This is a genomic window from Xanthomonas sp. WHRI 7065 (genome assembly GCF_040203115.2).
In the GTDB taxonomy this organism is placed as follows: domain Bacteria; phylum Pseudomonadota; class Gammaproteobacteria; order Xanthomonadales; family Xanthomonadaceae; genus Xanthomonas; species Xanthomonas arboricola.
This window is the reverse complement of record NZ_CP168194.1, coordinates 3744342-3756770: the sequence shown is the minus strand read 5'-3', so window position 1 is coordinate 3756770 and position 12429 is coordinate 3744342. Positions and strand designations below refer to the sequence as shown.

Below are 12429 nucleotides of genomic sequence, written 5' to 3'. Positions count from 1 at the left end.
ATGTGAATATTTTAAACCGCAATGACGGTTGTGTCCGTGACGGAATAAGAACCAGCGTTCCAGGCTGTGCATCTGGGGCGCTGGAATTGCTTAAATCCGATACGGCTGGAGATTGCGGTGGGTGTCAGGCGGTGTTGGGTGCATTCGCGTGTGGTGGCAAATGCAGAATCCTGCAGTAGTTCTATTGAGTTATTGACTCAAGCGGTGAGGCGGGGATTTGGCATTCGGGAGTGGAGATTTGTAGAAGCTGGGAGCTTGCGCTTCGGACATTTCCACTTGTACGTGCACGTCCACTTGTACGTACACGCGTACCCTCATCCGCCCTTCGGCCACCTTCTCCCGAGGGGAGAAGAGGCGCGCTGCAGATGCGCAGCGCTTCTGTTTGCCAACAGCATGGTGCTGACAGCTTGCGGAAACCTGATTCAGATATCTGCAAGTGCCTGCAGGTAGCGCTGGCGCCAGTGGTTGATGTTGTTCTTGCGCAGATGATCCATCATCGCGCTCCAGCGCTCGATGCGTGTTGCCAGCGGCATGCTTGCTGCCGTTGCGATCGCGTCGGCCACGCCGTCCAGATCGTGCGGATTGACCAGCAATGCCTCCTTCATTTCATCCGCTGCACCGGCCAGCAGCGACAGCACCAAGACGCCTGGATTCTGCGGATCCTGCGCCGCCACGAATTCCTTGGCGACCAGGTTCATGCCATCGCGCAGTGGCGTGACCAGGCCAACCGAGGCCGCGCGATAGAAACCGGTCAACGTCGCATGGCTGAAGTTCTGATTGACGTAACGCAGCGGCGTCCAATCCGGCTCGGCATGTCCACCGTTGATGTGGCCGGCGATCTGCTCCAGCTGCCCGCGCAACTGGCGGTACTCGTTGACGTCGCCGCGCGATACCGGCGCGATCTGCAGATAGGTCAGGCTGCCGGATTGGTCCGGATAACGCTCCAGGTAGCGCTCGAAACCCTGGAAGCGTTCCGGCAGGCCCTTGGAATAATCCAGCCGGTCCACGCCGATCGCCAGTTGCCGGCCGCGCAGGCTTTCGCGCAGGTCGCGCACCGCCTGCTTGCCGACCGAGGCCTTGGCCTGGTTGGCGATCAGGTCGGTATCGATCCCGATCGGGAACGCCGCGGCACTGAAGCGACGCCCGCCGGGGCCTTCGACGATGTCGCCTTCGAGAATGCGGCCGCCGCCGAACAGGCGCACATAGGCCTTGAAGCGCTCGGCATCGCGCTGGGTCTGGAAGCCGACCAGGTCGTACGCGTAGAACGTACTGAACAAGCGCGCGTGATCCGGCATCGCCTGCATCAGGTCGGCCGAGGGCATCGGCACGTGCAGGAAGAAGCCCATCTTGCAGCCCACACCCAGCTCGCGCAGCATCGCGCCCAGTGGAATCATGTGGTAATCGTGGATCCACAGCGTGTCGCTGTCTTTCAACAACGGCGCCAGCTTCTCGGCGAACAGCCGGTTGACGCGCATGTAGCCTTCGCGGGTGGCGCGGTCGTAATCGACCAGGTCCAGGCGAAAGTGCAGCAGCGGCCACAGCGTGCGATTGGCGAACCCGTTGTAGTAGGAATCGATGTCGCGCTTGTTGAGGTCCATGGTGACGAACTTGATGTCGCCCTCGGTCTGCTCGTGCATGCCGCCGCTGTCGCCGCGCACGGTCTTGCCGCTCCAGCCGAACCACACACCGCCGCGCTCCTTGAGTGCAGCCAACAGACCAACCGCCAGCCCGCCGGCGCGGTTTTCGCCGGGCACTGCAACGCGGTTGGATACCACCACCAAACGACTCATGACGCCTCCTGCCAGCTCCGCGACAAGCGCATTGCTGCGATGATCAAGCCCACATGCGAATAGGTCTGGGGGAAATTCCCCCAGGCTTCGCCGTCTTCAAAGGATAGATCCTCCGACAGCAAGCCGAGGTGATTGCGGCGCGAGAGGATGCGCTCGAACAATTCACGCGCTTCCTCCTTGCGACCGATCGCGGCCAGCGCGTCGATGTACCAGAACGTGCAGATGGTGAAGCTGGTTTCCGGCTCACCGAAGTCATCCGGTGCGATGTAGCGATACAGCGCATCGCCATGCTTGAGCACGCGTCCAACCGCTTCAACCGTGCGCACGAAGCGGCTGTCGTCGTTAGCGACGATGCCGATATCGGCCAGCAACAACAGCGATGCGTCCAGGCGATGACCGCCCAGCGTATCGGTGAAATGGCCGCGCTCTTCGCTCCAGGCCTCGCCCAGCACGCGTTCGCGGATGGTGTCGGCGCGCTCGAGCCAGTACACGCTGCGCTCAGGCAGCACCAGCCTGTCGGCGATTTTGGAGAGGCGATCGCAGGCGGCCCAGCACATCGCGGCGGTATAGGTATGCACTTCAGCGCGGCCGCGGAATTCCCACAGGCCGGCATCGGGCACGTTGTGCAGCGCGAACGCGCGCTCGCCCAGTGGCTCCAGGCGACGGAAGGTGTCCGCATCGCCCTGGTCCTTCAGGCGCAGATCGAAGAACAGCTGGGTGGAGGCCAGCACCACGCTGCCGTAGACATCGTGCTGCTGCTGGATCCAGGCCAGGTTGCCGCGGCGTACCGGGCCCATGCCGCGGTAGCCGTCCATCGTTTCGACTTCGTGCTCTTCCAGCTGCGATTCGAAACCGATGCCGTACAGCGGCTGCATGGTGCCGTCGGCGGTGGCGATGTTGAAGATGTAGCCGATGAACTGCTCCATCGTGCGGGTGGCGCCCAGGCGATTCAGCGCACGCACCACGAATGCGGCATCGCGCAGCCAGCAATAGCGGTAGTCCCAGTTGCGCGGGGTGTTGGGCGCTTCCGGGATCGAGGTGGTCATCGCCGCGATGATGGCGCCGCTGTCTTCGTACTGGCACAGCTTGAGCGTGATCGCGCTACGGATCACTGCTTCCTGCCAGTCGAGCGGAATCGACAGGTAGCGCACCCATTCGCGCCAGTATTCTTCGGTGCGTTCCTGCGCTTCCTGCACGTAGCCGGTGAGCGAGCGGGTCAGCGATTCGTCCACGCCCAGCACCAGGTTGACCGGGTGGCTGAGTACGAACGGCAGGCCGTCGCGCACGAAGCGCACCGGCACGTCGGTGGTCAGGCGCAGGGTGAATTCGGGCAGCACCCAGCGGATGTGATTGCTGCCCCAGGTGGTTTCCGGGCTGCGCCCGCCCCAGTCGGCCAGCGGGCGGGCGCGCACGATGATGCGCGGGTTGCCGGCCAGCGGGCGGATCTGCCGGATGATGCTGACGGGCCGGTAGAAACGCCCGTTGTTGCGCCAGCGCGGTGCAAAGTCGATGACTTCCACTTCGCCGCCGTGGTGGTCGCGCAACACGGTGCGCAGCACTGCGGTATTGGGCAGGTAGTGTTGCTCGCTGCTGGCGAAGTCCTCCAGCTCCACGGCAAAGTCACCGCCTTCGCGCTTGGGCGAGAGCAGCGAACAGAACGCCGGGTCGCCGTCGAACGCCGGCAGGCAACTCCACACCACGCGTGCCTGCCGATCGACCAATGCCCCAAAGCTGCAGTTGCCGATGACGCCCAGATCCAGGTTTGGCTCGGTCATGGAGTGCGAACGATCCTTTTGAAGAGAAGAGGGGAAGGCGCGCTGTGCTCAGGCCTGGCGCGCGTTGCGTTGCAGCCAGGCATGCACGTCGGCGGTGCCGTCAATGCGGAAGCGCGCGCTGGTCTGGGCGCGATCGCCGACCAGTACGCTCCAGCCGCCGAGGCGATTGGCCGCTTCGAAACCGAATTCGTCGGTGAGGTCGTCGCCGACGAACACCGGCGTGCGGCCGGCGAATGCGCCCTGCTGCATCAGCTGTTCGACCGCCAGGCCCTTGTTGCTGCCTTCGGGGACGAATTCGACCACGTGGTCGCCCGGTTGCAGGCGGTATCCGGAAAGCTGGGCGATTTCCTGCTGCGCAAAGGCGAGCACGTCGGGGCCGGCCAGCGGCTGTGCGCGCCAATGCAGCGCGACGCTGACGCCTTTGTCTTCGACCAGCACGCCGGGGTGCCGGTGCGTGAGTGCGGCGGCACGCTGATGCAGGCCATGCAGCCACTCGGAGGTGTCCTGCGGCATCGCCGCGCGTGCAGCAATGTCGCTACGCAGTTCGTGTCCGTGCAGGCCGGCGGCCGGAAGCAGCAACGGCGCGAACAAGGCATCCAGTTGCGACAGCGGTCGGCCGCTGACCAGTGCCACGGCGCCCTGCAGGCGGTCGCTTAACTGGCCGATGGCCGCGCGGACCTCGGGCAGGAGCCGCACAGCCTCGGGGCTGTCGGCAAAGTCGATGAGAGTACCGTCCACGTCCAGAAACAATGCGCAGGCATCGTCCAGCAATGGCGGCGACGGAAGGGGGGAGTGCACGTCTGCCATCGCGCTAGTGTGCGCAAGGCGATGTGATATTCAGGTTATGCAACAGCGGGGAGTGGGGATTCGGGAGTGGGGATTCGCGATGCGCCGCCCTTGCCAATCCCGAATCCCCAATCCACCCATCCCGGCGTCAGAACGAGTACCGCACCCGCCCATACCAATATGCGCCGTTGCTGCCGATCGGCGAGAGCACGTCGTAGGGCAGGTTGCCGAAGTAGGCGATGTCGTCGATGGAGCGGTCCGAGTAGTTGTCGAGAATGTTCTGGCCGCCGATCGCCAGCGTCCACTGCGTGCCCAGGTGGTACTCGGCTTCCAGGTCCAGCTGCCATTCCGCGCCATAGGTCTGGCGTGGCACGAAGCCGCCGCCGAAGTCGAACACGCGCGTGGCGCTGCCGTAGCGATTGACGCGGGTCTGCAGGTTCCAGTGTTCGTTGTTCCAGTTGGCGGCCAGCGCGGCGCGCGTGCGTGGTGCGGCATCGGTGAGCGTGTTGCTCTCCTCGACGCCGAACAGCACGTAGTCCGGGTCCAGCGCGAGCAGCTGCGCCGGGGTGCCGATGACGTTCTTCAACTCGGTCTTGGCGTAGCTGTAGGTGCCGGTCAGCAGCAGGTCGCCGCCGAAGGCGTACTGGCGCCAGTTGCCGACCAGCTCGGCGCCGCGGGTGCGGGTGTCGGCGGCGTTGAGGAAATAGCTGGCGCTCTGCACGCCGGCAACGGCGAAGTTCTGCTGCACGAAGTCGGTCAGCGTGGTGCCGGTGATGTCTTCGGACAGCGCGATGCGGTCGTCGATATCGATCTGGAAGAAGTCCAGCGACAGGTCGAAGTGGTCGCCCAGCTGGCTGGTGAAGCCCAGGCTGTAATTGAGCGATTTCTCCGGCTTCAGGTCGGTGGCACCGAGCGCGCGTGCGATCGGGTTGTTGACCGACAGCAGGCGGCCCTGGGTCAGGCGGCCGGCGGCGTCATAGCCGGTGGACGTGGCTTCGTAGCCGATCTGGCTGAGCGAGGGCGCACGCACGTTGTTGGAGACCGCACCGCGCAGCGCGAACGCCGGGGCGAAGGCATAGCGCGCGGCCAGCTTGCCGGTCCACTGGCTGCCAAAATCCTGGTAATGCTCGTAACGGCCGGCCAGGTCGGTGGAGAACTTGTCGCCGAACTGGCTGGACACGTTGGCATAGGCGCTGGCCACGTTACGCGACAGGTCGGCTTCGTCCTGCGGGGTCAGGCCGCCGCCGGCCTGCGAGCCGGTGGGGCGATCGGTAAACGGGCCGGCCGCATAGCTGGCCGGGTCGCCGGCATGGGTGCGGTATTGCTCGCGGCGGAATTCGGCACCGGTGCCGAAGGTGTGGGTGGCGCCGGCCGCATCGAACACGCGGGTCAGATCCAGGTTGCCCACGGTCTGCGCAAAGGCGAAATCGCCGGTTTTGAAGCGGGTGGTGCTGCCCGGGCCGAGCGAGGCGTTGAGCGAGTTGCGCAACCGGTAGGTGAAGTCGTTGCGGCCGTAGTTGACGCTGGCGTCGTAGTCCCAATTGCCGAGCTGCCCACGCGCGCCGGCGACGACCTGCAGATCGCGGTTCTCGCCTTCGGAAATCGGGCGGTAGCCGTTGGGATAGATCTCACGCCAGTTGGCGCTGCCATCCGGGTAACGGAAGTAATTGGCGCCTTCGGTGTCGCGCTGGTTGTAAGTGCCGAAGGCGTAGAACTCGCCGGTGGCACTGAAGGGCACCTTGGTGTTGAGCCAGGCATTCAGGCCCTTGGTGGCGCCGTCGCCGAGCACGTAATTGCGCTTGCCGGCCAGCGCCAGGTTGGCCGGGGTCTGCTCCTCGAACGACGGAATCTGGTCGAAGCCGGCGCGGTTGGTCGCCTCGCGATTCTTCAGCTCCAGGCCGACCTTGAAGAAGCCGCCGTCATCGCCGAGCAGGCTGCCGACCTTGGCGCTGGCGTAGCTGGTCTGGCCATCGGTGACGCGGCGATTGATCGGCTCCACGTCGGTGTTGTAGGCGCCGAAGCTGGCTTCCAGCTCGCCGCGCTCGGGGTTGTCGTCCAGGATCACATTGATGACGCCGGCGATCGCGTCCGAGCCGTACTGCGCGCCGGCACCGTCGCGCAGCACTTCGATGCGCTTGATCGCGTTGATCGGGATGGAATTGAAATCCACCGGCGTGGTGCCCTTGCCGATCTTGCTGTCGGTATTGACCAGCGCCGAGGTGTGGCGGCGCTTGCCGTTGACCAGCACCAGCACCTGGTCGGGCGAGAGCCCACGCAGCTGCGCGGCGCGGATATGGTCGGCCCCACCGGAGTTGGACTGGCGCGGGAAGTTGAACGAGGGCAGCAGCGCCTGCAGCGCGCTGCCCAGCTCGCCGTTGACCACGCCGGCCTTGCGGATGTCCTCGGCGGTGAGCACGTCCACCGGCACGGTCGATTCCAGCACGGTGCGGTCGCTGGCGCGGGTGCCGGTGACGATCACGGTGTCCAGCGTGGTGGCGCCGGGGGCGGCCTGCTGGGCCTGGGCGTTGACGCTCAACACGGCGGCCACGGCCAGGCCGATAGCCGAAAGGGTGGGGCGGGTCATCTTTCTCTCCTGCGACAGCAACTGCGAACGCGCCGCGCGGACGGCATCCGGCCGGGCAGGGGCGCAAAGGGGTTCGGATCGTCCACATTCATCCGGATGGAGAGATATTATCGCGTTGTTCAGGCGCGTGCGAGATGGCACAGTGCGCGCACGCCGGCATCAGCTGATGCCGGCCCTGCATGAGCCCGCCCCCGATCCGTCGTAAACGTACCCGTTGTGGAGAAGTCGATGAAGTTGCTGCCGTCCTGCCTGCTTGCCGCCATGCTGGCGCTGTCCGCCTGCGCCACCACCCCCGGCGGCGCGCCGGGCCCGACCACTGCCAGCCTCCAAGGCGATGCGGCGCGGCCGGCGGCGGCGCGCGGCTGGGTGCGCAGCGAGCTGTACTTCGGGGTGGGCGAGGAAACCGGCCCGGCCGATCGCCCGCAGACCCGTACCATCGACGAAACCCAATGGCGGGCGTTTCTGGACAAGGAAGTGACCCCGCGCTTTCCCGACGGCCTGACCGTGTTCGACGCCTACGGCCAGTGGCTGTTTCGCGGTGCCAAGGAGCCGAACCGGCTGGGCACCAAGGTGCTGGTGATCCTGCACGAGGACACCCCGCAGCGGCGCAACGACATCGAGGCGATCCGCCTGGCCTGGAAGCAGGCCACCGGCCACCAGTCGGTGCTGTGGTCGCGGCAGGCGGTGGAGGTGTCGTTCTGAGTCTGGCGACCATGCGGCTTGAACATCTGCAGCGACTGCGCGTGAGCGCTGCACGCGCGCTGCTGTTCGCCGCACTGGGCGGGCTGTCGTTTGCGTGCTCTGCGCGCGACACCAGCGTGCAGGTGACGCTGGACGCAAACACGCAGGCGACCGCCACACTGGTCGGCGCACGCCTGCATGTGGTGTTGGGCCCGGGCGGCAAGGAGCAATGGTTCGACGCGAACCTGGACGAGGGCGAAGGCGGCGCCGGTGTGGACAGCGACGACTACAACTTCGACGGACATCCGGATCTTGCGGTGTCGGCGATGCTCGGCCAGGTCAACGAAGCGGTGCTGGTCTTTGTGTTCGATCCAGCGCAACGGCGCTTTCGTGCGCTGACCGCGCCCACGCGCCCGGCAGTGCAGTGCGAGGGTTTCTTCAATCTAACGCCCGACAAGCAGCAGCGCAGCTTGACCAGCTCCTGCCGCAGCGGGCCGATGTGGTACGCCGATGTGTATCGCTACGCGGCCGATGGGCGGTTGTATGTGGCCAGGACCCAGCAGCCGATCGCCTCGCCCGACATCCAGACCTTGCTGGATCCAGGCACCGGCGATGGCATGCCGCTCTCGGTGTGGCCCAGTTACGACGCGCGCGGAGCGAAGGTTTCAAGCGAGATCGGCACCACCCTGGACGCACCGATGCCGGTGCAACTGCGCGTGCAGGTGGCGCGTCTGCCGCTATACGCCACCCCTACGGCGACCAGCACCAAGCGCTATCTGGTGCAGGGCGATCGGGCCGACGCGCTGGATGTCAGCGCCGATGCCACGCGCGTGCAGGTACGCTATCGCAGTGCCGGCCGTGGCGACATCGTCGGCTGGATCGAGGTTGCTGCGGCGATGAAGTAGGGCCGTTGCTGCCACGCAGCCGCCTGGCATGGGACAGACCGGCGCAATCGCGGCGACACGCTCTGATCCACCGCGCCGCTGTCGCACGTGCGGAGCAGCGGCTACCATCGGCCGATCCCCACGCTTCCTGGCTCCCATGTCGGCCCCTTCCTCGCGTACTGCGGCATCGCCGCGCTGGTTCGTCGCCGGCGACCTCAATGGCTTCTTCGGCCTGGTCGTCGACAATCTCTCCATCCTCGGCTTCATCGCGATGGCGTTGGTCGGGATGTTCCAGTTCCCGGCCGAAGTGGTGTTCGGGCGCATGTTTCCCGGCACCGCGTTCGGCGTGCTGGTGGGCAACCTGCTCTACACCTTGATGGCGCGGCGGCTGGCTGCGCGCACCGGGCGCGACGATGTCACCGCGATGCCGCTGGGCCTGGATGCGCCGACCAGCATCGGCATGGCGCTGTTGGTGCTGGGCCCGGCATTCGTCGGCTTCAAGGCACAGGGGCTGGACCCGCAGGCGGCTGCCATCGCCACCTGGAAACTCGGCATGGCCGCGTTGGTGGTGATGGGCCTGCTCAAGCTGGTGCTGTCGTTCGTCGGCGAGGCGGTCACGCGCGCGCTGCCGCGCGCGGCCTTGCTGGGTTCCATCGCCGGCATCGCGCTGGTGTTGATGGGCCTGCTGCCGCTGCTGGAAACCCTGCGTTCGCCGGTGGCCGGCTTCGTCACCCTGGGCCTGCTGCTGTACGTGCTGCTCGCCAAGGGCCGGTTGCCGACCAAGTTACCCGGCGTGCTGGTGGCATTCGTGATCGGCACTGCGCTGTACTACGGCCTGGGACTGGCCGGCCTGGGCGCACCGGGCTTCGCGGTGCCGGAATGGACGCCGCCGCAGATCGTGTTGCCGCTGCCGAACCTGGGCTTCATCGACGGCCTGCCCGCCACGCTGGCGTACCTGCCGCTGCTGCTGCCGTTCGGCCTGTTGATGGTGGTGGGCGGCATCAATGTCAGCGAGAGCGCACGCGCCGCGGGCGATGACTACCGCACCCGCGACATCCTGCTGGTGGAAGCCCTGGCGACGCTGGTCGCAGGCGTCTGCGGCGGGGTGGCGCAGACCACGCCCTACATCGGCCAGCCGGCCTACAAGCACATGGGCGCGCGCTCCGGTTACACGCTGCTGACCGGCCTGTTCGTCGGCATCGGTGGCATGCTGGGTGTGATCTCCGGCTTGGTGCAATGGCTGCCGCTGGCGGTGCTGGCACCGATCATCGTGTACGTGTCGATCGACATCACCACGCAGGCGTTCCAGGCCACGCCCAGGCAGCATGCCGGTGCGATGGTGCTGGGCTTTCTGCCGTCGGTGGCGTACCTGCTGACCATCAAGGCACCGGGCTGGATTCCGCCGGATCAACTGGTCGCACTCACCACCAAACTCGATGGACACGGCCTGCCGGAGCTGGCGGTGATCTTCGCGTTGGGCAACGGTTTCATCATCACCGCGATGCTGTGGATCGCCGCCGTGGCGGCGATGATCGATGGCCGGCTGCGCCGTGGCGCGGTGTTCCTGCTGGTGGCCGCGGGGCTGACGCTGTTCGGCCTGATCCATTCGGTGGACCCGCGCGGCGGCATCTATCTGCCATGGTCGCTGCACGGCCTGGCGCGCGTGATCAGCTGGCAGTTCGTGGGTGCCTATGTCGCGCTGGCGGTGACCCTGCTGCTGCTCTCGCTGCTGCCCGCACGCAAGGAGGCAGTGCAATGACATCCTGCTCCAGCATGTTGCGGGTAGTCATCGGTGGCGCATTGTTGCTTGGCGCCGGCGGTGCCTGGGCGGCGTCGTTCGATTGCAAGCAGGCCGGCACGGCGGTCGAAAAACGGCTGTGCGCGGTGCCGGCGCTGGGCAATCTGGACGATCAGCTGGACGAGTCCTATCGGGCGCTGCTGGAAAGCACGCCGCGTACCGCGGTCGCAGGCGTGCGTGATCAGCAACGCGCCTGGCTGCGGCAGCGCAATGCCTGCGCGCAGGACGCCAAACTGGACGACTGCCTGCAACGCACATTGAAGGCCAGGGCCGATGTGCTGGCCAAGGCGCTCGTTGCGCAGCAACAGGCGCTGGATCGCATCATCGCCTTGATTCCCACTGCGCCTGCCGACGCCGCGCGCCAGTTGCAGGGCTACGACACGCCGCTGGCTTCGGCGTGGCTGGCGTATCTGCATCAGTTTGTCCCCGCCGCGGGCGTGGATGCGAAGCTGGCGAGTGCGCGGTTTGAAAGTGCACGCAAGGCGCTGCGCAAGGTCGACGACTTCGCCGCATCCTTGCTCGACGATGTGGATGGCATGCCCGCCATGCAGGCGCAGGAACGCGTGCTGACATTGCTGCGGATGTGGATCGAACGCGACAACAGCGATCATCGTCCTTACGTGCATTGCTTCATCTTCGCCGCAGTGGGTGAGCCGGCGTATGAGGCATTCGGGTCGCTGTATGGCTCGACACGCGACGGGTTCGCGCCGATCTGCGAGCCGCCTGGGGGGCTGTTTGCATTGGCCAGCTGGAAGCAGCTGGATGCTGGTTTCGACGGGTTGATCGAGGCCCTGAGCAAGGACGCCGGCACCATTCGCTATGCCAGTTACGCCGAGTGGAAAATCATCGCGCTACGCGCATCGGTATCGCCAGTGCTGTACCTGACCCCAGCATTGCGCAAGCGCTACGGCGAGGATCCGGACAAGGCGATTGCCGCCTGGACCGGGGAAGACAGCGACTGGCCGGCGGCACAGCGCAAGGCCGTGCGCGCGTTGCTGCCGAAGGTGCGAGCCGACACGGCCGCATGGCTGGTGCGCGAGAAGCGCCTGCCTGCGAAGCAGGCAGAGCAGGCGGCCGCCGCGATCGTGGCGGCCTGGGTGAACGCGCGGCTGGATTTCGCAAGCTGAAAGCGGCGGACGTTGCCACTCGCGGCCATCGGGCGGGCGGCGTTGTTGCTTGATGCGGCAACGCTGGTCGTTCTGGTTCGAGCGTTGGCGATGTGGGTGAGCGAGAGTCAAAGCGAGAGCCAGAGCAGGCGATCTGCCGCTTGGCTGCAGGGCCCTTGCCCGCCCACCCTCGCAGGACACGCCGCAAGTACGTCCGTGTAGGCTCTTACGCGGCATCCATGCCGCGTAAGGTCCCGCGACGGTGGGCGGGCAAGGACCAGTCGGGATGGTCGGTGTGCATGGTGCAAGCAATGCACGATGCATCTTGTTCGGATGATCTGCAGGTTGGCTGCAGGGTCCTTGCCCGCCCACCATCGCAGGACACGCCGCAAGTACGTCCCTGTAGGCTCTTACGCGGCATCCATGCCGCGTAAGGTCCCGCGACGGTGGGCGGGCAAGGACCAGTCGAGATAGTCGGTGTGCACGGTAAGAGCAGTGCCTGATGCGCGTTGTTCGGAGCGTCGTGCGTCCGAAAATCTTTCCCTCACAAGCTGCGAAACAAGTCTTCAAGAAAGCAGCCGACCAACTTCCTGGTGCGGTGTCCTTGCCGGTTGCGGGACCCTTGGCGGCATGGATGCCGCCAAGGAGCCTCCACGGACGGATTCACGGCGTGTCCCGCAAGCGGTGAGGGCACCGCGCACTCGACCAACTCGGCTTTGGAACGTCCAGGTGCTGCTGAAGCTCAAGCGCTCCGTCGCCTTGGAAGGTATTGAGCAATGCGAATGCGTCGACTGTAGAGCAGACGATGTGCGGCTTGGCTGCAGGGACCTTGCCCGCTCACCATCGCAGGACACGCCGCAATTACTTCCGTGTAGGCTCTTACGCGGCATCCATGCCGCGTAAGGTCCCGCGACGGTGAGCGGGCAAGGACCAGTCGAGAGGGTCGGTGTGCATGGTTGCAAGCGGTGCATGGCATGCGCTGGTCGGAGTGGTGTGCGTCGACCAGCGTCTGAGCACGCCACCGC

General features: G+C 65.9%; 8 protein-coding genes. 4 read left to right on the top strand and 4 right to left on the bottom strand.

Annotated elements, in window-relative coordinates; genetic code table 11:
* Positions 1-422 precede the first annotated feature (422 nt).
* From otsA to ABQY64_RS15700, 4 genes are all read right to left on the bottom strand, one after another.
* On the bottom strand, positions 423-1790 hold the full coding sequence (gene otsA / locus ABQY64_RS15715) for an alpha,alpha-trehalose-phosphate synthase (UDP-forming) (protein WP_047127075.1): 1368 nt from the start codon (positions 1788-1790) through the stop codon (positions 423-425).
* Positions 1787-3565 carry a glycoside hydrolase family 15 protein gene (locus ABQY64_RS15710; RefSeq protein WP_349779534.1) on the bottom strand — a complete coding sequence of 593 codons (1779 nt, stop codon included), beginning with the start codon at positions 3563-3565 and terminating at the stop codon, positions 1787-1789. Before ABQY64_RS15710 ends, otsA begins: the two co-directional genes overlap by 4 nt.
* A 48-nt stretch (positions 3566-3613) precedes the next feature.
* The gene (gene otsB, locus ABQY64_RS15705; RefSeq protein WP_349779535.1) at positions 3614-4372 is read right to left on the bottom strand and encodes a trehalose-phosphatase; all 759 of its coding nucleotides are present in this window, start codon (positions 4370-4372) and stop codon (positions 3614-3616) included.
* 127 nt (positions 4373-4499) lie between these two features.
* Positions 4500-6935, bottom strand: a complete 2436-nt coding sequence (locus tag ABQY64_RS15700) for a TonB-dependent receptor (protein WP_349779536.1) — start codon at positions 6933-6935, stop codon at positions 4500-4502.
* 228 nt (positions 6936-7163) lie between these two features.
* Between ABQY64_RS15700 and ABQY64_RS15695 the strand changes: the two genes are divergently transcribed.
* From ABQY64_RS15695 to ABQY64_RS15680, 4 genes are all read left to right on the top strand, one after another.
* On the top strand, positions 7164-7637 hold the full coding sequence (locus ABQY64_RS15695) for a DUF3574 domain-containing protein (RefSeq protein ID WP_024939416.1): 474 nt from the start codon (positions 7164-7166) through the stop codon (positions 7635-7637).
* A gap of 11 nt (positions 7638-7648) precedes the next feature.
* On the top strand, positions 7649-8521 hold the full coding sequence (locus ABQY64_RS15690) for a hypothetical protein (RefSeq protein WP_349779537.1): 873 nt from the start codon (positions 7649-7651) through the stop codon (positions 8519-8521).
* 136 nt (positions 8522-8657) lie between these two features.
* Positions 8658-10259, top strand: a complete 1602-nt coding sequence (locus ABQY64_RS15685; RefSeq protein ID WP_039519417.1) for a hypothetical protein — start codon at positions 8658-8660, stop codon at positions 10257-10259.
* Entirely contained in the window at positions 10256-11425 is a 1170-nt protein-coding gene (locus tag ABQY64_RS15680; protein ID WP_104623793.1) for a lysozyme inhibitor LprI family protein, read from the top strand. Before ABQY64_RS15685 ends, ABQY64_RS15680 begins: the two co-directional genes overlap by 4 nt.
* Positions 11426-12429 lie beyond the last annotated feature (1004 nt).

What these genes read in the sequence shown, in the direction of transcription:
- ABQY64_RS15690 (WP_349779537.1), top strand. Translation starts at nt 7,649, where the DNA reads ATGCGGCTTGAACATCTGCAGCGACTGCGCGTGAGCGCTGCACGCGCG.
- ABQY64_RS15685 (WP_039519417.1), top strand. Translation starts at nt 8,658, where the DNA reads ATGTCGGCCCCTTCCTCGCGTACTGCGGCATCGCCGCGCTGGTTCGTC.
- otsB (WP_349779535.1), bottom strand. Translation starts at nt 4,372, where the DNA reads ATGGCAGACGTGCACTCCCCCCTTCCGTCGCCGCCATTGCTGGACGAT.
- ABQY64_RS15680 (WP_104623793.1), top strand. Translation starts at nt 10,256, where the DNA reads ATGACATCCTGCTCCAGCATGTTGCGGGTAGTCATCGGTGGCGCATTG.
- otsA (WP_047127075.1), bottom strand. Translation starts at nt 1,790, where the DNA reads ATGAGTCGTTTGGTGGTGGTATCCAACCGCGTTGCAGTGCCCGGCGAA.
- ABQY64_RS15700 (WP_349779536.1), bottom strand. Translation starts at nt 6,935, where the DNA reads ATGACCCGCCCCACCCTTTCGGCTATCGGCCTGGCCGTGGCCGCCGTG.
- ABQY64_RS15695 (WP_024939416.1), top strand. Translation starts at nt 7,164, where the DNA reads ATGAAGTTGCTGCCGTCCTGCCTGCTTGCCGCCATGCTGGCGCTGTCC.
- ABQY64_RS15710 (WP_349779534.1), bottom strand. Translation starts at nt 3,565, where the DNA reads ATGACCGAGCCAAACCTGGATCTGGGCGTCATCGGCAACTGCAGCTTT.